Source organism: Aquimarina sp. I32.4 (genome assembly GCF_002924285.1).
Taxonomy (GTDB): Bacteria; Bacteroidota; Bacteroidia; order Flavobacteriales; family Flavobacteriaceae; genus Aquimarina.
This window is the reverse complement of record NZ_PGUB01000022.1, coordinates 1-20086: the sequence shown is the minus strand read 5'-3', so window position 1 is coordinate 20086 and position 20086 is coordinate 1. Positions and strand designations below refer to the sequence as shown.

Sequence of the window (20086 nt, the reverse complement as noted above, 5' to 3'; positions counted from 1 at the left end):
CTACTTCGTTTTAGGAAGTGCAATAGTTGTTAACTTTACTATTGATACCAAATTATCTTCTTCATCGCGTATTTTGATATCCCAAAGCTGAGTGGTACGGCCTTTGTGTAACACTTCTGCTTTTGCATAAACATATCCATCTTTTACACTCTTTACATGATTTGCAGATATTTCTATTCCTCGTATATATAACTCCTTATTATCCATAAAAACATAAGAAGCAGCACTACCTACGCTTTCTGCTAAGGCAACCATAGCTCCACCATGTAAAACTCCATCTGGTTGATATACCCTTGAGGTTACTGGCATTTTGGCTACCAAATAAGAATCTCCTACTTCACAGAAGGAAATCTCTAAAGTTTCCATCAAAGTATTTTTACACATATTGGCACATAATTCCAATATTTCTGATTGAGTTAACTCCATAAGCTTCAAAAAAATTTGAAACAAAAATATACAATGAGTTTTAATAATTCTAACTCCAGCATCTTTTGTTATCTGATCTAGTTATTTTTATTATTATTCAACAGTGATTCTTAAAAGAAATCTCCTAATTAGTTTATCTCTTTACCTTTTTCTATAGTATGCTTCATTTATTTTTTTGGTGTTCTTATTTTTTATAATAAAAAAACAAAATATCTTGCGGGTCTTTGAATAAAAATATTTTTATTAATACCAGATGAATACTACTGAAAAGGAAATTACATATAGTACAACAAATACTTATTCTTCTTTAAATAACTTACAGGATACTACAAAAACAGTTTGGTTAGTTTTTCATGGTATAGGGTATCTAAGTCGCTATTTTATCAGATTTTTTGACGGATTAGACAAAGAAGAAAATTATATTATTGCTCCACAGGCTCCTTCAAAATATTATAAAGACAATGCATATAGACGTGTAGGTTCTAGTTGGCTAACAAAAGAAAACACACAATCTGATACCGAGAATGTGTTACGGTATATAGATGCTCTTATAGCTTCAGAAAAAATCCCTGAGGACACAAAATTGGTTGTACTAGGATATTCACAGGGAGTAAGTATTGCTAGTAGATGGGTGTGCAGCCGTAAAATACATTGTGATGCTCTAGTTATGATATCTGGTGGGTTTCCTAAAGAATTATCTAAAGAGGATTTTACTTTTATGTCCCGTGATACAAAAGTGACTCATATCCTTGGAGAAAAAGACCCATATTTTGAGATTGTTAAAGTAAAAAACCAAATCAGAAGGTTACAAGAAATACTACCTCAGATTAAGTTTACAACTCATGCTGGAGGACATGAATTAGACCCAAAAACGTTGGTCGATGTTTTATAAAAAACATTCAATTATTTTAAGCCTATTGAATACTATAAAATCAATTATCGGGGCCTGTAAAACAATACAAAATCCATATTCTATTCTCTTAGGACTATCAGAAAATTACCCTTATTTAACAAGCAGGTCTAAATAACACTATGGATACATTTAAGAGTCTTTGTCAACATTAAAAAAGTCAATTCAAAATAAGTTTTATTATTCTGTTTTTTTTAATTCTACTTATTTTTGATAGTAACGCATAATATTACTATACTTTTTATTAGTGAGTAGCTATTTCTTTTTTTATTTTTTTTAAGTAGTTTGGTAGATTATTTAGCATCAATTCTACTCCTTTACTATAAACATCTACGAGATACACTTGTTCTTCTTTCATTCCCTTTATAATCCACGCTTTTTGAGCTTTTAAGTCCCCTTTTCTCACAATCACAATATGACAATATGTAATATCAGCATTCCTATCTACTATTGTAAGTTCATTAAAATCTGAAATAGTAGGATCATTATTTATATTAGCTTGTCCAATATCAGCCCCCATGAATACATCAAAATTTGTAAACTTAAAATGAGGGTTGTTACTATCAAAACTTCGATAAAACATTCTATCTCCTTTTGTAAGTATAAATGTTTTGATTTTTTCAAATTCTGTAATACTTATTATATCTGATATATTGGTAAAGTTCTTCATGTCTGAAGTATCATTCATTTTCTGAACACTATTAGTCAAGTTACAGCTAAAAAAAAGAGAAATAAAAGTTATTATTTTAATTTTTGTTATCATTTTTCATAATAAATAATGACAGGATAGCATTTTTTCTATAACTGTCATAAGTTGATGCTCATTCAAAAAAGACCTCTAAATCATACCACCAATCATCTTTGCTCCCACCATAATAACCTTCCCAACCGTATTTCATAAATTCTTCTTTAATGTCATAATTACATTTACACTCATCATCTTCTTCAAACTCTTTATAAAAATACTCTCGAAATGGAAGTTGTGCAAAACCAGTAGGACTAAAAGAAAAAACACATTCTCTAGAAACTTTAGAGTTATATCTATTCCAGGTACCAGCAAAGACATTGTTATATTTTCTAAGTTCTCCAGAAGCAGCCCAAAAAATATTAACAGTATTATCATTATCACTAACTTGAAAAACGATACTTCCAATTCCTGTAAAATACCCATCTCCATTTCTATCTCCTGGTTCCTTGAGATTATATTCAAATAACATGAAACATATGTCTCTGTTTTCACTTTTAAAAAAGTTCTTTATTTTAAATAACCCTTCAAGAGATCGAATGTTCTTTCCTAGTTTACTAAACCCTTTTATTTGATAGGTTTCATCAGTAGATTTAATTGCTTGTAAATGAAATTCAATTCTGGTATTTTTTGGTCCAAAAACACCTATATAAGAAGACCATAAATCACCTTTAAATCTATTTTGATTAGAAAAAATTGATGAATAGTCGTATTGTAAGAAGTTATTTTTGTCAATTGGTACTAATTCTTCATAACTTGTTACTTGATCTTTCCATGCTGTAGCTATGATAGGTACTTGTGATCGTATTTTAATACTAACTATAAAAAAGGCGATTAATATCAAATACTTATATCTCATCTTACAAAGATAAAAACTATAAACTATTTGTTTTACACGGTTATCAGTGAAAAACCCATTAAATATATTATATAAATATCTTAAAATCTTTATACAATAATCACTGCATAAAGATTCTGTTATATAATTAAAAATTATAGGTGTAATTTAAACCTTCAAAACCTACCTCTAAAGATTTTATAAAACTACAAGTACCTTTCTTTTATTACCTGAAAATGGTGAATCTGATGCCCAGACATAATATAACCAGCTGCTCTAGCACTCATAGGGCCACCACTCGCCTCACCTATTCTACCTAACATATCATCTGTAAATCTATTAAATAATGAAATAGAGCTATTGCGTACAGCTTCAAAATCAAAAATTATATCCTCTTTGCTATACGTATTTGCATTAGAGTATGGCACATAATCGTTTTGCTCAAATCCTGTAATTGGCGTTTTATCATTTCTAGCAAAACGTAATGCACGATACGCAAATATTCTTTCGGTATCAATAATATGTACAAAAACTTCTGCCAAAGTCCATTTATCCTTTGCGTATGCATGGGTCAATTTTTCTTCAGGAATAGATTGTACAAAATCAATAAAATTTCTTTTACCAATTTCTAATCCTTTTATAATATTCTCGTGTGCTACTTTATTAATATAGGTACCATAATAAGAACTAAATTCTTTTTGTTCTAGATCTGGTAAAATGATTTGTTGCATACGCCTTATTTTTTGAAATTATATTAATCAAATATATTGAGACTAGTCATGATTAGTCTCAATATATTCATAAATAAACTACTTTGGGGTAAGTCCGCAAAGTATTTGTTTGAAATAAACCTTTAATTTCGAAGCAAGCTTTGGAGCATTAAAATCTCACTTAATGAGTAAATCATATTTCTACCTATGCAGAGTTACGACTTGCATTTATATTTCCAAATAGAGAACGGGTTACCATTTTCTCATAAATCGCTAAAATTTCTGGATCTGCATCCTTGTCTTTACTCATTTCCTGAATTTTCTTTAGCGCATATTGCTGTATTGTAAGCAATGGTAATACAATATTTTCTCTAATATCTATCGATGCTTTTCCTGCTGGTTCATTTTGCATCAATTCAGAATATCCTGTTAATTTGAGTAACAAACGCTTAGTCAATAGATATTCATTATGAATAATATCCCAAAAAGCCCCGTATTCTTCATCTTCCTTCATATAAGAGGTTAATTCAAAAAATGATTTGGTAAGACTCATCATACTATTACCTATCAATGCTCTAAAAAAAGGAGATTCTTTATACAATGTAGTTATTTTATCAAATTCTCCTCTATCCTCATACACCTTTAGAGCCGTTCCTACCCCATAAAAACCAGGTACATTTTGTTTTAATTGACTCCAACTTCCTACAAATGGGATTGCTCTTAGGTCTCCAAAATCTAAGCTTTCACTTTTACTTCGTTTTGATGGTCGACTCCCTATATTTGCTTTCCCATAATATTTTAAGGTACTCATATATTCTAAATAAGGAAGAAACTTAGGATGGTTTTTAAAATCGACATAAGTTTGATAGCTTATATCTGCAAGTTCTTGCATAGTTTCTTTATTCTCTATAGAGAAAAGATTTCCTTCATTATTAGTCAGCTCATTTTCTACTCCAGCCCCTAATAATTGTTCTAAATTATATTGACAGGAATCCAATGTTCCAAAATTTGAACTAATCGTTTGCCCTTGTACAGTAAGTTGTATCTCTTCATCCTCAATAGTAGGCCCAAGAGAAGCATAAAATTGATTTGTGTTACCTCCACCTCGTGCTGGTGGTCCTCCTCTACCATCAAAAAAGATAACTTTTACATTATATTTTCTAGAAACTTCTGTTAAAGCTTCTTTTGCTTTAAAAATTCCCCAATTAGCCATCAGATATCCTCCATCCTTGGTACCATCAGAGAAACCAAGCATTATGGTTTGTTTCATACCACGACGTTTAAGGTGATCCATATAAATAGGGTTACTATATAGTGACTCCATTACCTCATGTGCGACTAGCAAATCAGGTACTGTTTCAAAAAGAGGAATTACATCAACAGTAGGTTGTTCCCAATCACAAAGGCGGATCATAGCAAAGGTTTCCATTACATTCAATACATCACCATTATTACTAATAATGTAACGGTTTGCTGCTCTTTCTCCATTATTTTGTTGAATCGTTTTAATAGCATAAATAGATTCTATGGTGGCCCTTGCAATATCTTCTGTAAAGACTGAGGGGTCAAGCTTTCCTTTTACTTTAGAAAGTACTTCTATTTGTTCTTTTTCTGAAAGAGATTCATAATTGTCAGGAAAAAAACCTAATCCCAATGCATTTGTTTTTTGTACAATCTCTGTGAGTACTTTATGATGAACTCTAGAATCTTGTCTGATATCTAATGTCCCAAAGTGAAAGCCAAAGATCTTCACCTTATTAATCATATCCTGCAAATCTTCAAGAAATAATGACTGGTGCTCTACTATTAACTCTTTTTTGATCTCTAGTAGCCCATTCATCAATGTCTCTATCGATAAAGGCTCTGCTGTTTTTGCATAATAAAAATTATCATAGAGTGCGTTTTCAAGCACTGTAATTTTATCTTGAAGATTACCAAAGGTAATTCTACGTTTCAACCTTCTTATATCTCTATAATAATTTATCAAAATAGTTTTACGCAATCTCTTGGCAACTTTCAAGGTAATCTCTGTAGTTACAAAAGGGTTCCCATCTCTATCTCCACCAGGCCAAAACCCAAGGTTGATCAAATCGTTTTCCAGATCCTCTCCTTCAAAAATATTTTGTTGTATATAATTATAAATAGTACTTGCTGAATGATAAAAGACATTTTCTAAATACCAAATCAAGCTTACAGCCTCATCATAAGGTGTCGGTTTTTCTTTCTTAAAAAAAGCAGTTTTACCTAACTGAGCTAGTAATTTTTTTATTCTAGATGAATCATTATCACGAATTGCTGCATCTAGGTCATGTATAATCCCTAGAACTGTTCCTGGATAAAATTGCGTGGGATGCGCTGTAAGTGTAGGGCGAATTTTAAAACGTCTTAAATAATCCTTAAGTTCTTCTAATTGTCCCTTGGCTTGAGCTTCTTCTTTTATACTTCTGAGAGTTCCTCTACCATCCATATTATTCACTACAGGAAAAGCAGCATCTTCTATAGCGTCAAATAATACTACTTGTCTTTCTATATATTGAATAAATCTAAACAGCAGTTCATGTTTTTCTTTAGAAGATGGATTATCCTGATATGATGCAAAAAAATGTTCTACAATCTCTGTAGGGTTTTTATGTTCTTCATATCCTTTTTCGCATACTTCTTTAAAGAGAGGTAATAAAACACCTGTATTCGTTATGGTGTCAAAAGGTAATGTGATAAATATACTATTGTATATCTGGTACTTTGCAAGAACATTCTCATTAAAACGTTCGATTTTTGGTTTTCTAGCCATTGGTGTGGTGGTACTTGGTTTATTTGGTTAATAAATATGCTTTTTATAACTCTATAAATTCTGCATTAAAACGGAATTCTTTTAAGAAAAAAAACCCTTTAAGAGTTTTTCTTAAAGGGTTTTTCTATATGGTAAGAGTATATCCCTTTATAAGTCCTGAAAAATAGAATGCATTAATCGTTTCTTATCATTAATACTCTCTTCTAGTGAAATCATTGTTTCTGTACGATATACTCCATCAATATCATCAAGTTTAAAGATAATATCTTTTGCATGGTTTGTATCTTTAGCTCTTACTTTACAAAAAATATTGAACTTTCCTGTAGTGATATGAGCAACCGTAACAAATGGTATTTCGTTTATTCTTTCTAAAACAAATTTGGTTTGTGAAGTATTCTGAAGATAAATACCAACATATGCTATAAATGAATATCCTAATTTTTGATAGTCCAATGTTAGCGAAGACCCTTCAATAATACCTGCTTCTTCCATTTTTTTAACTCGTACATGTACTGTACCTGCAGAAATCAATAATTTCTTTGCGATATCAGTAAAAGGTGTACGTGTATTTTCTATCAACATATCCAGTATTTGATGATCAACCTCGTCTAATTTAAACTTTGCCATAGTGTGTTTATTATTTTTCCCGATTATTTACATTACAAATTTAGCAGAAAAATAGAGTCTTCACATACTTTATTTCAACTTTTTATTGATTATACTAAGAATAATTCAGAATTTAAGTAAAAGTTTAACAGCTCGGCCTCTGGAACTATCTCTACTGTAACGTTTTCGTTATATATCGTCCTTTTTTTGCCAATAATCTCCTTATGCCCATAAAATTTTTGAAGATCACCAATTTCAGCAACTCTTGGTGCGAATTTCACATTATTTTCTATCAATATTTCTTTGTATTGAACTGCTATATCAACATTTTCTCCTTCTAGTATTACATCTCTTATAATTATATCATAAAAACATTTTTTGTTTTCTGGAATTAAAAAATAGCCCTCATATCCCTCTCCTGTAACATCTGTATCACTGATATATTTAATAGAAGTAACCAAAGAATAAAATATATACTCTCGTGTTATTTCACGATCATAATCATCTGGAACATGTCCTGCTTCAAAGAGAATAGTAGGTATTTCTAAACTAACAAGGGTATCACCTACACAATTTAAATTAAAACTATCATCATAACGTCCTATTTTGTTAGGAATACATTTTTGCAATACAGAATTCATTTCTACTATAATCTCCATAGCAATCTTACGACTCCTAGTTATAGACCGGTTATTATCACCTGCTGGTGATAAAAATGAGACTGTAGCTGAGTTATTAGTCTCTCCTGCACTAAAAATAGTACGCTGACCATGTAAGTTAAATGCATAATCAGGTTTTATTTCTGTATATAAGTTAAAAAATACAGCGCTTTCTTTTTGAGTTTTCTCTTGAGCATCTCTATTTAGGTCTACATCATTATAATTAAGCCTAGTATATGCTTTTGCACCATCGGGACTTAATATTGGGATTATATATAATGTACATTCTTTTAAAACTTGCTCTGTCAACTCATTTGAGGAATCAGTAAGTAAGTTTAATACATCAAAAACGGCTTTTGTAGTTGTAGACTCATTACCGTGCATTTGAGACCAAAATAAAAGCTTCTTGGGGCCATTACCAATTGTAATAAGATGTATAGGTGCATTATTCTCAGAAAACCCAATTTTTTTAATTTTAGCTTTAGAAGACAACTGTGCTAATAAAGGTATAAGTTGATCCTGAGTTATATAACGTCCTGATAAGGATGATTCTTTATAGTTTGTAAACCAGTTTTGTAAAATAGTAATATCCATATTTAGTTTTATAAAACTACGAAATTACTATAGTTTGCTGAAGATTCATAACAAAAGAGGAGTAATAATTACAGTTGTAAACACAAGTAGAATTTACAAATGTAACAACTACTCTTTCACATTTGTAAACAAAGTTTTTTAAAGAGTCTGTTTACATCGGTATACAAGTTATTTCTTCTTCTTTCCAGATGTATACAGTTTATTAACAAATATTTACAGATCAAAGATAATTATATCTAAGTTACTGATTATTAGTATATTAAGTGGTTTTATTTAAAACCAAACTTTAATTAAAAACGTTAAGGTTTACAAATGTAAACCTTACTTTTAATCTATTTTGTTTACTTTTGTAAAGTCTAATCTTTTTTAAACAGTTTACAATGGTAAACAATATAGATTTTGGAAATAGGATCCAAAAAATAATGAATCACTATGCAATATCTGCTTCATCTTTTGCAGATTATATGGGAGTAGGTCGTTCTTCTATCTCACATATTCTTAGTGGTAGAAATAAACCTAGTCTTGATTTTGTTATGAAAATTGTAGATGCATATTCAGATGTAGATTTACAATGGTTACTATATGGTAAAGGTACTTTTCCTAAAACTCAAAATAATCCTGTCGAAGTTCCTCCTTCTGCTCCAATTCCTGAGAAAAATTCTACAGTTACTACTGCACAAGATTTATTTACGCATCCTCCTGCTGAAGAAATTAAGAGCGAGGATTTAACTACGTCAGAAAAAAAATTATCTAGCGCCATCATCTCTACAGAACAAAAAATTGAAAAAATCGTGTTTTTTTATGCAGATGGTACCTTTAGCTCCTATCAAATGAAAAAAACTTGATATTTTTCTTTCTTATATTTATTAACTTTCTAGAAATAGATTTATTTTCGTTGCTTATTTAAAGATTTTATGAAGCACATTGCTTTACTGTTATTATTTGTTCTAGCTTGTAGTTGTTATAAACAAGAACGGGATTGTTCTAATTTTCACACAGGGACCTTTGAGTTTGAAGCTTTCCTTGATGGAGAATTGGTAAAAACTACTTTTATACGTAACAATACCATCGAGATTGATTTTTTTAAGGGAAAAAGTGATACTTCGTCTATACGATGGATCAACGAGTGTGAGTATATTGTGAAAAAAATACACCCAAAAAATATGGCAGAAAGAAAAGCAATACATATGAAAATCTTAACTACCGACAAAAATATTTACACCTTTGAGTATGGAATGGTAGGTGCAAATAACAAACAACGTGGAACTGCAAAAAAAATAAAATAATGTTAGAAATTTTCACATCAGCTGATGCTTGGGTCGCCCTATTAACACTTACTTTTTTAGAAATTGTATTGGGTATAGACAATATCATTTTTATTTCATTGGCCTCTAGCAAACTCCCTGATCAACAACAAAAAAAGGCGACAAGTATAGGGTTGTTCCTTGCTATGATAATGCGGGTGGTTCTTTTATTCGGAATATCATTGTTGGTTGCTATGGAAGCTCCTTTCTGGCATATTGATCTACCTTGGATAGAAGCTGGTATAAGCGGACAGTCATTGATTTTGTTTGGTGGTGGAATTTTTCTTCTATACAAGAGTGTGCACGAAATACATGAAAAAGTAGACGAAAAAGGAGAAGAAGAAAAAGAAATACAAGCAAAAAGTTCATCGACATTATCTAATGCCATTCTACAAATTACATTGATCAATGTTGTTTTTTCTTTTGATTCTATCCTTACTGCTGTCGGGATGACCAATGGGCTAAGTGATAATCCAAATGATGCTTTGATTATAATGATTATTGCTGTAATTGTATCTGTACTTATAATGATGATATTTGCTACTCCTGTTGGACGTTTTGTAAACAAACACCCTTCTGTACAAATCCTTGGTCTTTCTTTTTTAATACTTATAGGGTTTATGTTAATTGCAGAGGCAGCACATTTAGCTCATTTACAAATTTTTGAAAGCGAAGTTGGTGTGATTCCAAAAGGATATCTATATTTTACTATTGCTTTTTCTTTATTTATCGAGTTTTTGAATTTTAAATTGCGTAAGAAAAGAAAAAAGAAAACCCAAGAGCAATAAATCATAGATTTGTCAAATACATATAAGATTATGTATAAATGTAATACTATTATAAAATAATTGAATGAATCAAAATAAAAGACTAATAATAGGAGAAGGTAAAATTAGTGGTTATATCTCTATTTTCTTAGCAATTGTTTGCTTTGGTTCTGTAATCTGTGCATATTTTCCTGAATATCTTACCACTGCTGATTTTAGGAAACTATATACCCCAAAACATATAAAATGGGTTCTTTTGGGGTTACTCGTATTATCTTTTGGATTTGCTTTGACAAGTTTTGTTCTGAGTAAAAAAACCAAACTTGGTTTTTTAGCTATTCTTATCATTGGAGGAACCATACTTATTGGTAATGGATTGCCAGAGCACCAAGATATTGACTATAAATCTTTTACTATTGGGCTAGATTGGCTTCTTCTTGATATATTAATCTCTGCGTTTATATTTATTCCTATTGAATTGTTTTTACCAAAACGAACCAATCAAACTAAGTTTCATCCAGAGTGGAGAACAGATTTGGTTTATTTTATTATTGGTCATTTACTTATTCAGGTCACAGGAGTTTTGGTACAATTACCTGCCGTAGTAGCTTTTTCAGGAATAGGTTTAGGAGGATTTCATTCTTGGGTACAATCAATTTGGTTTATTCCTCAATTATTTTTGGCTCTATTTGTTTCTGATCTATTTCAATGGACTGGGCATTATTTTTTTCATAAACTCCCTTTTTTATGGCGTTTTCATGCAGTACACCATTCTACAAAAGATATTGACTGGCTTGCAGGATCAAGAACTCATTTTTTGGATTTGATTGTAGTACGTGCTATTTCTTTCTTACCTATTTATGTATTTGGATTTAGCACCCCTGTTTTTACAACATATATAGTTATTGTCTCGATTCAAGCGGTATTAGCACATTCAAACACTAGAATTAATTTTGGTTTTTTCAAATACATATTTGTAACTCCACAGTATCACCATTGGCATCACTCTGCTGATCCAAAGGCATATGACAAGAATTTTGCTATTCATTTCCCTTTTATAGATATGTTGTTTGGCACCTATTACCCTATGGGAGATACATGGCCAGAAAGTACAGGATTGGGTGAAGCAAAATTCCCTAAAGGATTTATACCTCAATTTATATTTCCTTTTACAAAAAATCCTTTACAGGAAAATGAAATAGAAGACCCTAGCGAACGATAACTAGATTTTTCTCTCAAAAACAATATAATGTGCTGTCATAATAATAAATTTTGATGCATTTTTGTAATAATAAATTATTGATCAAATTTAAGTAGTATAATGAACTTAGAAAGAGAATTAAACAAACGTAGTGGATCTGTATGTGAGCTATCAGGAGATACAGAGAACTTAAAGGTGTACGAAGTTCCAAAATCACCTGGATCAGATTTAGATTCTCATATTTTAATTTCTCAAGTTTGTCTGGAACAAATAGAAAACCTTGGTAAAATAGACGCAAATCATTGGCGTTGCCTTAATGACAGCATGTGGAGCGAAGTTCCTGCTGTACAGGTAATGGCTTGGAGAATGCTAAACAGATTAAAATCAGAGGGGTGGCCTCAAGATTTATTAGACATGCTCTACCTTGATGAAGATATGCTAACTTGGGCAAATGCTACAGGAGAAGGTGATGACCAAGAGGACACTATAAAACATCTTGATGCCAATGGTGTTACTCTACAAGCAGGAGATTCTGTTGTTTTAATTAAAGATTTAGATGTAAAAGGAGCTAATTTTACTGCCAAACGTGGTACTGCAGTTAGAAATATTTCATTAGTTCACGATAATGCAGAACATATTGAAGGTCGTGTAAATGGGCAACATATTGTAATTCTCACAAAATATGTAAAAAAATCTTAGTATAGAATTGAATAAAAATTAGAGTAAATTTTATTCTTCACTTATTATTTTACGAAGAGGTATCGGCATTTCTATTTTCTCATTAATAAAACGTTTCTGTACCCTCTCTTTAAGTTTACATTTCATTTTAAACTCCTGAAAAGGCTCTGATATCCATACATATGCTCTTACATGAATATAAGATTCATGTACATCGATCACCCTAACTTCTGGTGATTTTTTATTTTCTATATGTGCTATAAACTCTAATTGTAATGCTTCTTCTATAATAATTTTACGAACTACATCGATATCTGCATTTAATCCAATTTTAAAATTATTAAAACTAAGTACTTTACTATCCTCTATTGTATGATTAAGTATAGATTCTGTGCTTATAAGAGAATTCGGTATAATTAATCTCTTATTTTCAAAAGTATTAATAACCGTATGTCGTAACGTTATATCTATCACAATACCAACACGTTCTGTATCTAGCTTAATATAATCCCCTATTCTAAAAGGCTCGAACAATACAATAAATACTCCAGCTATCAAATTAGAAATGGCTGCTTGTGCCGCAAAACCAATAATAGCAGCAAGAATACCTGCTCCAGAAAATATAAAGGTTGCTTGTCTTCTTAAAAATGGGACAGTCCCCATAATAATTACAAAAGCAATCATAAAAAGTATAAATCGAATAGAATTTTTTACAAATTTCAATTTAGTTACATTATATCTGCCTTGTTTTTGTTGTCTATTTAAGAACAATACAAGCAACCATTTGACTACCTGAGAAATTCCCCAGGTTATCAAAAAGATAACAAATACATACAAAATGATACCCTCGATGTGTTCTACATCTATATATTTTTTAATAAACTTGGTCACGTATTAAATCATTTATTAGTCCATATATTTATTACATTAAAATACTAAAATAAAGTAGGTGAATCATTATCCGATTCTTTTTCTGAATTATCAGATTCTGATACAGAAATATTTTCTTCTTCTACAACCTCTATCTCTTCTGCTGGTAATGATTCTGGTTCTTCATAAGGTAACGATTCTAATAAATTAATTTGTTTCACTTTATGAGTAGTTAATTGGTTTCCAATAGCCTTAGATCCTTTTATCGAAATAAATTCTTCAAGGTTTATTTCTTCATTGGGGCGTTGATCTTTCCCTCTTATTTTTACAAAAACAATCTCTGCAATTGGCTTAAAATCTGTGGATACAACTTCTAGAAAAGATTTTGGATGCTCAGTAATAAATGCTTCTTCTTTTTCGGGGTTTTCTATCAAGAAACGTTTTACATAATAACGTTCTTTTTCACCATCCCAATAAATAGCCGAGATTGGTTTTTTTGGATTCCATTTTTCTAAAACAATCATATCAGAATCAAAATGCAAGGTAACCTCTGGAATAATTGTTTTTAGAATACCCTTTTGATTAATTGTCAAAAGCCGGTCTTCTCCTCTAAATTCACCTAATAATTCTCCTCTTCCATCTACATTTATACGTCTTACAGAATCATCAAACCATATTTTTCTAGGCTTTAGTGTTGAGACTCCTAGTTCTTTTAGTTCAATTTTCTTGATATTGTATTTGGTAACGATATTTCCTTTTACCCCTCTACCTTTGATCAATAAATCTGCAAAATCCAGGTCAAATTTTAGTTTTTTAACACTTCCAGCTTGTCTTAAGAAAATAGTAATTACCTCTGCCTCTCCATTAAGGTTCGCAGAAAAATATGTTATCTTAGATTGTTTTTTACCTTGTGTTAAATCATAATCTTTATCACGAGTAACTCCTGTAACAGCAAAACGTTTTACATAAGAAGCACCTCCTTTACCATCTTGATAAATTATATTATAAATAGTACGCTTGTCTTTTTTCTTAAAAATAGCAACATGAATGATATTTTTACCTATAAAAGTTTTTGACCCAACCTTTGTAATCATCATTTTTCCTTCTGCTGTAAAACATATAATATCATCTATATCAGAACAGTCGGCTACATATTCATTTTTTCGTAATGACGTACCTATAAAACCTTCTTCTCTATTTACATATAATTTGGTGTTACGAATAACCACTTTAGTCGCTTCGATATCATCAAAAATTCTGATTTCTGTTTTACGTTCTTTATCTTTTCCGTAGGTAGTCTTAAGTCTTTTAAAATAATCTATTGCAAATACGATAAGATGCTCTAAATGATGTTTTATTTGAGCTATATCCTCTTCAAGAGCTTCAATTTTTTGTTGCGCTTTATCTATATCAAATTTAGAAATACGCTTAATCCTTATTTCTGTCAGCCTTGTAATATCTTCTTCTGTAACTGCTCGTTTCAAATGTTTAATATGAGGTTGCAGTCCTTTGTCTATTGCTTGAATCACCCCTTCCCATGTCTCTACTTCTTCTATATCACGATAGATACGATTCTCTATAAATATTCTTTCTAAAGAAGCAAAATGCCATTGCTCTTGCAGTTCATCTAATTGAATTTCTAATTCCTTCTTTAATAAGTCTAGCGTATTATCTGTAGAACGTCGTAACATTTCTGACACCCCAATAAAGTTAGGTTTATTATCTTCGATAACACAGCCTAAAGGAGAAATAGAGACTTCACAATTGGTAAATGCATATAAAGCGTCAATCGTTTTATCTGGAGAAATACCTGAAGGCAGATGTATTAATATCTCTACTTTTGCAGCAGTATTATCTTCGATTTTTTTAATTTTTATCTTCCCTTTTTCATTTGCCTTAAGCACTGAATCAATTAAAGATGTTGTTGTGGTAGAGAAAGGTATCTCATTAATGACCAGTGTATTTTTGTCATACTGAGAAATTTTTGCACGCACTCTTACCTTACCACCACGACTACCATCATTGTAATTTGTAAAATCTGCTATACCAGAAGTAGGGAAATCTGGTAAAATAATAAATTTCTTTCCTTGTAAATGTTTTACAGAAGCATCAATTAACTCTAGAAAATTATGAGGAAGAATTTTGGTGCTTAACCCTACTGCAATACCTTCTGCTCCCTGAGCTAATAACAATGGGAATTTAACAGGAAGATTGATAGGCTCTTTCTTACGCCCATCATATGACAACTGCCAATCAGTAACTTTTGGATTATAGACAACATCTAATGCAAATTTAGATAAACGAGCTTCTATATACCTAGAGGCTGCTGCTCTATCGCCAGTAAGGATGTTCCCCCAGTTACCTTGCATATCGATCAGCAATTCTTTTTGCCCTACTTGCACCATAGCATCAGCGATACTTGCATCACCGTGTGGATGGTACTGCATTGTATGTCCCACTATATTTGCTACTTTATTATACCTACCATCATCAAGATCTTTCATAGAATGAAGGATACGTCGTTGCACTGGTTTCAAACCATCTTCAATAGCAGGTACAGCTCGTTCTAGGATAACATAAGATGCATAATCAAGAAACCAATCCTTGTACATCCCTGTAACTTTGGTAATCACTTCCTGTGGTTGGTGATCTTCGGAAGTCGAATCACTATATAATTCTTCGTTTTCTTCTGACATTTAATCCTTCTATAATTTACATTAAAATTTTGGCATAAATCTTTGGTAATCATCTCCCTTGAGCTTACTTTCTGTATCACCTTTTTGCATCTCAGGGGTATTATTTTGCACTTCAACCCTTGAGGTTTCTTTACTTTTTTCTTCTATTGTCTTTTGTTTGTCTGCATATCGATGTGAATTAAAACTTGCTCGTTTCATTTCTGGAGTAATCCTTTTTGATAAATGAGGGTGTGTTGACAGTTTTTCTGAAAACCATACCCAAAAACTATCTGTTGTTTCTAATTGTTTTGAGTATATATCTGTATCCATTTCTTTATATAAACGTTTTCCTGATGCTAATAATTTAATTCCGTCAATGGCACCTCTAGGGCTTATAGCGTATCCTACTGCATCACAAGTGTATTCACAAGCACGTGAGTATGCTAAAGCTAAAAATGGAATAATCAAAGATGGGAATACGTACATTTTTTTGTGTACATGATTTCTTTTTACATGACAAAGCTCATGAGCAATGATAAATTCTACCACATCTTTCCTTCCATCAAGAATTACTTCATACAAATCACTATAAATAATTAAATAATTTGAGCCCACGAATTTTGTGGCCATTGCATTAAGTAATCCTCCAGATTCTAAAATATAAACTTGTGGTACATTTTTTATAGATAATATTTTGCATTGTTCTTCTACAATGTGATATAAGTCTGAGAACTGATCCTTAGTTACATGCACACCACTTCCTTTAACATACCCTATAAAAACACCTGTACTAAAAAAAATAAAAAGCGCAATAAGTAATACGTACGGCAGGAATAAAAGCCCAGGAATGCATAACAGGATTGTAAATACAATCATCCAATTATAATACAGTTTCTCTTTCTTATGTACTTTAAAGCTATTTTTTTTTGTATTCATATTATTATTTTTCCTCTATCGTATCTAATTCTACTTTTAGATTATCAATAATAAATTCTTGCCGTTGAGGAGTGTTTTTCCCCATATAGAATGATAATAGTTCTTCTATTGACCTCTCTTTATCTAGCATTACTGGATCCAAACGAATATCATCACCTATAAAATGTACAAATTCATCTGGTGAAATCTCACCCAATCCTTTAAATCGAGTAATCTCTGGTTTACCAGATAATTTTACAATAGCATCTTTTCTTTCTTGTTCAGAATAACAGTAAATTGTTTCTTTTTTATTACGTACCCTAAATAAAGGTGTTTGTAGTATATATAAATGTCCTTCTTTTATTACTTCAGGAAAAAATTGCAAAAAGAAAGTAATTAATAATAATCGTATATGCATTCCATCTACATCTGCATCGGTAGCAATTACAATATTATTATACCTCAAATCTTCTAGAGATTCTTCTATATTTAAAGCAGCTTGCAGGAGATTGAACTCCTCATTTTCATACACTATTTTTTTACTCATATTATAGCTATTCAAAGGTTTCCCTCGTAAGCTAAAAACGGCTTGTGTATTTACGTCTCTGGATTTGGTGATAGATCCACTTGCAGAATCTCCCTCGGTAATAAATAAAGTACTTTCTAGATTGCGGTCTTTCTTACTATCGGTAAGATGCACCCTACAATCTCTAAGTTTTTTGTTATGCAGATTAGCTTTTTTTGCTCTTTCTTTAGCTAGTTTACGTATTCCTGATAAATCTTTACGTTCTCTTTCTGCTTGTAATATTTTACGTTGTATACTCTCTGCTATGTCAGAATTTTTATGTAAAAAATTATCTAATTTAGTTTTTATAAAATCATTAATGAAAATTCGCACTGTAGGTAGCCCATCTCCCATTTCTGTAGACCCTAGTTTAGTTTTTGTCTGGCTTTCAAAAATAGGTTCCATAACCTTGATACTTATAGCAGATACGATCGATTTACGAATATCACTAGCTTCATAGTTTTTGCCATAAAACTCTCTTATTGTTTTTACTACTGCTTCTCTAAATGCGGCTTGATGCGTTCCTCCTTGAGTGGTATGTTGTCCATTGACAAAAGAATGATATTCTTCACTATACTGAGTTTTACTATGGGTAATAGCTATTTCTATATCATTACCTATAAGGTGAATAATATCATACAATCGATCTTCGGCATTAATGGTATCAGAAAGTAAATCTCTTAATCCATTTTCTGAGAAATACTTCTCCCCATTAAAAATGATTGTCAATCCTGGGTTAAGATATACGTAGTTTTTAAGCATTTTTGCTACGTATTCTGCTCTATATTTATAGTTTTTAAAGATGGTTTCATCTGGAACAAAAGAGACTTTAGTTCCTCTTCTTCTAGAGGTTTCATCAAGAAACTCTTGATTAGTTAAGTTTCCTTTTTCAAACTCTGCAGAAGCTGATTTACCATCACGAGTAGATTCTACTTTAAAAAAAGCAGATAAAGCATTCACTGCTTTGGTTCCTACTCCATTAAGACCTACCGATTTTTTAAATGCCCGAGAATCATACTTTCCTCCCGTATTCATTTTAGAGACTACATCTACTACTTTACCAAGAGGAATCCCTCGTCCATAATCTCGTACAACTACTTTATCCCCTTGAATTGAGATTTCAATAGTTTTACCTGTACCCATAACATATTCATCTATCGAATTGTCGAGTACTTCTTTTACTAATATATAAATTCCATCATCTGCAGAAGATCCGTCTCCCAGTTTTCCTATATACATTCCTGGCCGCATGCGTATATGCTCTTTCCAATCAAGAGATCGTATATTGTCTTCGGTATATTTGGTTTCCTTACTCATAGAATTTTGGGTAGAATGTTTGCTAATATAAGCTTTCATCAACTAAATTAAAATATGCTACTTACAAAGTAATTAACAAATCGGCACTCAATTTTGTTGATTATTTGGCTCCCAAGGTCTTACATATTTTAATAATTTATATAAAAACAACTATCTTTTTGAAAGTATAAATAACTCAAAAAACAGAAAAACCTTCTTCAAAATTTAAAACAAAATCACTTATATATTTTTTATCCTTATCCTGTTCTCTAATTACAAGATAATGCGTTCTTTTGAGCCCTTGTTTTCCAATTTTCTTCAAAACAATGTCCTTTGATATTTTCAAAGATTGTAAGGCCCATTTTGGCATGCACATAACTCCCATATTTGCATTAATCATTTCTAATGACACCTCGGTAAGAGGAATAGCTGAAATCTTTTGTGGTGTTATCTGATTGGGTTTTAGAAAATGCTCATATACTGAGACCGATTCTAGGGGAAAAGAATGAATTATCAAATGAATATTGGCAAAATGATTGGGTTCTAAATAAGCTTCTTGACTTAAAACATGTTCTTTATGCATTACCGCAAAAATTTCATCTTCAAAAAGTTTTTTACTAAACAAAAGGTTATTTACTGGTGCAGAAGTAACCAGCGCTATATCAATATCGTAGGAAATTAATTTTGTAATAGGTTGATGTGTGGCTTCTAAAATCAACTCTACATCTATTTGTGGATATAGAACTCCCATTTTTTGAATAAATCCAGGGATGTTATGATAAAAAGAATAACATTCTGTGCTTATCTTAATAGTACCTTTGGATCCTGTTTTTATTTCTTCTATTGCTTCAAAACCTTTTTCAATCACAGATAATACATTATCCGCTAATGTATATAATGCGATACCTTCTTCTGTAAGTTCCCATTTATATCGAGTTCTATGAAATACCTTAAATCCTAAACGCCCCTCTAACTCCCGTAATTGATGACTCAATGCCGATTGTGTTAAAAATAATTTTGCCGATGAGTTAACAATATTCCCTTCTTCTGCAATAGTTTTTATAAGTTTAAAATATTTAGGCTCTAGTTTATAATTGCGTTGATATTAGTTTTTGATATTGTGCTTCGATATTTCTGTAATTCTTTATAGCGTTAACATCTAGGACAGTTTTTTGTACAAATAGCAGCGCCTTATCCTTATTGTTTTTGAGTTGCTCTTTGAGTTTAAACCAATTTAGGTACTGCTGCAGGTATTTAGTGGCTACACCCCAAAAAGCATTATCAATCCATTTTTTTATTCTATTGTGGGTAGAATTGACATGTTGTATATGGTATATTTTGTCTTTTACCCGTTGTTTTATAATTCCTTTGAGTGGATGATGTTCTATGTTTTGGTCTTTGGCAAAGCCTTTATAGCTCACATGAGCATCACTGCAAAGAATCGTCTGGCTTGTATTAGTGCGATCTCCAATAGCCTTTTGTATATCACTTTTCTTGATACGCCCCATAGTTGCAACTGTCAAATCCAAACCTGAT

Annotated in this window: 19 protein-coding genes; 6 read left to right on the top strand and 13 right to left on the bottom strand. The window is 31.3% G+C overall.

The genetic code is table 11. From position 1 onward, the window contains the following. Positions 1-426, bottom strand: coding sequence for a PaaI family thioesterase (locus CVD18_RS06995; RefSeq protein ID WP_103864730.1), 426 nt, complete (start codon positions 424-426; stop codon positions 1-3). Between the two features lie 253 nt (positions 427-679). Here CVD18_RS06995 and CVD18_RS06990 point away from each other — a divergent pair, with 253 nt between their 5' ends. Next, the gene (locus tag CVD18_RS06990; RefSeq protein ID WP_103864729.1) at positions 680-1318 is read left to right on the top strand and encodes an alpha/beta hydrolase; all 639 of its coding nucleotides are present in this window, start codon (positions 680-682) and stop codon (positions 1316-1318) included. 262 nt (positions 1319-1580) lie between these two features. Here the strand turns inward: CVD18_RS06990 and CVD18_RS06985 are convergent, their stop codons facing one another. The 6 genes from CVD18_RS06985 to CVD18_RS06960 all read right to left on the bottom strand — a co-directional run bounded on the left by CVD18_RS06985 (position 1581) and on the right by CVD18_RS06960 (position 8279). Continuing rightward, positions 1581-2024: a hypothetical protein gene (locus CVD18_RS06985; protein WP_103864728.1), complete on the bottom strand. Its 444-nt coding sequence runs from the start codon at positions 2022-2024 to the stop codon at positions 1581-1583. A 133-nt stretch (positions 2025-2157) separates the two neighbouring features. Next, on the bottom strand, positions 2158-2940 hold the full coding sequence (locus CVD18_RS06980) for a hypothetical protein (protein WP_103864727.1): 783 nt from the start codon (positions 2938-2940) through the stop codon (positions 2158-2160). Positions 2941-3125: 185 nt separating this feature from the next. Beyond that, complete coding sequence (locus tag CVD18_RS06975; RefSeq protein WP_103864726.1) at positions 3126-3650, bottom strand: DinB family protein; 525 nt, start codon at positions 3648-3650, stop codon at positions 3126-3128. Positions 3651-3834: 184 nt separating this feature from the next. After that, positions 3835-6420 (bottom strand): phosphoenolpyruvate carboxylase, encoded by a 2586-nt coding sequence (locus CVD18_RS06970; RefSeq protein ID WP_103864725.1) that lies wholly within the window; start codon positions 6418-6420, stop codon positions 3835-3837. 147 nt (positions 6421-6567) lie between these two features. Continuing rightward, complete coding sequence (locus CVD18_RS06965) at positions 6568-7047, bottom strand: Lrp/AsnC family transcriptional regulator (RefSeq protein WP_103864724.1); 480 nt, start codon at positions 7045-7047, stop codon at positions 6568-6570. A gap of 89 nt (positions 7048-7136) precedes the next feature. Then, positions 7137-8279: a M14 family zinc carboxypeptidase gene (locus CVD18_RS06960; RefSeq protein ID WP_103864723.1), complete on the bottom strand. Its 1143-nt coding sequence runs from the start codon at positions 8277-8279 to the stop codon at positions 7137-7139. 380 nt (positions 8280-8659) lie between these two features. Between CVD18_RS06960 and CVD18_RS06955 the strand changes: the two genes are divergently transcribed. The 5 genes from CVD18_RS06955 to CVD18_RS06935 all read left to right on the top strand — a co-directional run bounded on the left by CVD18_RS06955 (position 8660) and on the right by CVD18_RS06935 (position 12250). Next, a complete protein-coding gene (locus tag CVD18_RS06955) occupies positions 8660-9124 on the top strand; it encodes a helix-turn-helix transcriptional regulator (RefSeq protein WP_103864722.1) in 465 nt (154 codons plus the stop codon). Between the two features lie 69 nt (positions 9125-9193). Next, positions 9194-9565: a DNA topoisomerase IV gene (locus tag CVD18_RS06950; protein WP_103864721.1), complete on the top strand. Its 372-nt coding sequence runs from the start codon at positions 9194-9196 to the stop codon at positions 9563-9565. Continuing rightward, positions 9565-10371 carry a TerC family protein gene (locus CVD18_RS06945; protein ID WP_103864720.1) on the top strand — a complete coding sequence of 269 codons (807 nt, stop codon included), beginning with the start codon at positions 9565-9567 and terminating at the stop codon, positions 10369-10371. The genes CVD18_RS06950 and CVD18_RS06945 overlap by 1 nt, the downstream gene beginning before the upstream one ends. 64 nt (positions 10372-10435) lie before the next feature. Then, a complete protein-coding gene (locus CVD18_RS06940) occupies positions 10436-11572 on the top strand; it encodes a sterol desaturase family protein (RefSeq protein WP_103864719.1) in 1137 nt (378 codons plus the stop codon). Positions 11573-11671: 99 nt separating this feature from the next. Continuing rightward, complete coding sequence (locus CVD18_RS06935) at positions 11672-12250, top strand: alkylphosphonate utilization protein (protein WP_103864718.1); 579 nt, start codon at positions 11672-11674, stop codon at positions 12248-12250. 30 nt (positions 12251-12280) lie between these two features. On the opposite strand, the gene CVD18_RS06930 is transcribed toward CVD18_RS06935, so the two are convergent. From CVD18_RS06930 to CVD18_RS06905, 6 genes are all read right to left on the bottom strand, one after another. After that, positions 12281-13120 carry a mechanosensitive ion channel family protein gene (locus tag CVD18_RS06930; RefSeq protein WP_103864717.1) on the bottom strand — a complete coding sequence of 280 codons (840 nt, stop codon included), beginning with the start codon at positions 13118-13120 and terminating at the stop codon, positions 12281-12283. A gap of 44 nt (positions 13121-13164) precedes the next feature. Then, positions 13165-15795: a DNA gyrase/topoisomerase IV subunit A gene (locus CVD18_RS06925; RefSeq protein ID WP_103864716.1), complete on the bottom strand. Its 2631-nt coding sequence runs from the start codon at positions 15793-15795 to the stop codon at positions 13165-13167. Positions 15796-15816: 21 nt separating this feature from the next. Beyond that, complete coding sequence (locus CVD18_RS06920; RefSeq protein WP_103864715.1) at positions 15817-16710, bottom strand: M48 family metallopeptidase; 894 nt, start codon at positions 16708-16710, stop codon at positions 15817-15819. Between the two features lie 4 nt (positions 16711-16714). Beyond that, positions 16715-18571: a DNA topoisomerase IV subunit B gene (locus CVD18_RS06915; RefSeq protein ID WP_103864755.1), complete on the bottom strand. Its 1857-nt coding sequence runs from the start codon at positions 18569-18571 to the stop codon at positions 16715-16717. Positions 18572-18746: 175 nt separating this feature from the next. Then, a complete protein-coding gene (locus CVD18_RS06910; RefSeq protein WP_103864714.1) occupies positions 18747-19613 on the bottom strand; it encodes a LysR family transcriptional regulator in 867 nt (288 codons plus the stop codon). 25 nt (positions 19614-19638) lie between these two features. Beyond that, a partial coding sequence (locus tag CVD18_RS06905; protein ID WP_146052694.1) for an IS1595 family transposase occupies positions 19639-20086 on the bottom strand: 448 nt, incomplete at its 5' end.

Excerpts from the sequence above, each read along its gene's own strand:
- CVD18_RS06990 (WP_103864729.1), top strand. The coding sequence starts at position 680 with ATGAATACTACTGAAAAGGAAATTACATATAGTACAACAAATACTTAT.
- CVD18_RS06925 (WP_103864716.1), bottom strand. The coding sequence starts at position 15,795 with ATGTCAGAAGAAAACGAAGAATTATATAGTGATTCGACTTCCGAAGAT.
- CVD18_RS06995 (WP_103864730.1), bottom strand. The coding sequence starts at position 426 with ATGGAGTTAACTCAATCAGAAATATTGGAATTATGTGCCAATATGTGT.
- CVD18_RS06985 (WP_103864728.1), bottom strand. The coding sequence starts at position 2,024 with ATGAATGATACTTCAGACATGAAGAACTTTACCAATATATCAGATATA.
- CVD18_RS06955 (WP_103864722.1), top strand. The coding sequence starts at position 8,660 with ATGGTAAACAATATAGATTTTGGAAATAGGATCCAAAAAATAATGAAT.
- CVD18_RS06945 (WP_103864720.1), top strand. The coding sequence starts at position 9,565 with ATGTTAGAAATTTTCACATCAGCTGATGCTTGGGTCGCCCTATTAACA.
- CVD18_RS06960 (WP_103864723.1), bottom strand. The coding sequence starts at position 8,279 with ATGGATATTACTATTTTACAAAACTGGTTTACAAACTATAAAGAATCA.
- CVD18_RS06965 (WP_103864724.1), bottom strand. The coding sequence starts at position 7,047 with ATGGCAAAGTTTAAATTAGACGAGGTTGATCATCAAATACTGGATATG.
- CVD18_RS06950 (WP_103864721.1), top strand. The coding sequence starts at position 9,194 with ATGAAGCACATTGCTTTACTGTTATTATTTGTTCTAGCTTGTAGTTGT.
- CVD18_RS06940 (WP_103864719.1), top strand. The coding sequence starts at position 10,436 with ATGAATCAAAATAAAAGACTAATAATAGGAGAAGGTAAAATTAGTGGT.
- CVD18_RS06980 (WP_103864727.1), bottom strand. The coding sequence starts at position 2,940 with ATGAGATATAAGTATTTGATATTAATCGCCTTTTTTATAGTTAGTATT.
- CVD18_RS06935 (WP_103864718.1), top strand. The coding sequence starts at position 11,672 with ATGAACTTAGAAAGAGAATTAAACAAACGTAGTGGATCTGTATGTGAG.
- CVD18_RS06915 (WP_103864755.1), bottom strand. The coding sequence starts at position 18,571 with ATGAGTAAGGAAACCAAATATACCGAAGACAATATACGATCTCTTGAT.
- CVD18_RS06970 (WP_103864725.1), bottom strand. The coding sequence starts at position 6,420 with ATGGCTAGAAAACCAAAAATCGAACGTTTTAATGAGAATGTTCTTGCA.
- CVD18_RS06920 (WP_103864715.1), bottom strand. The coding sequence starts at position 16,710 with ATGAATACAAAAAAAAATAGCTTTAAAGTACATAAGAAAGAGAAACTG.
- CVD18_RS06975 (WP_103864726.1), bottom strand. The coding sequence starts at position 3,650 with ATGCAACAAATCATTTTACCAGATCTAGAACAAAAAGAATTTAGTTCT.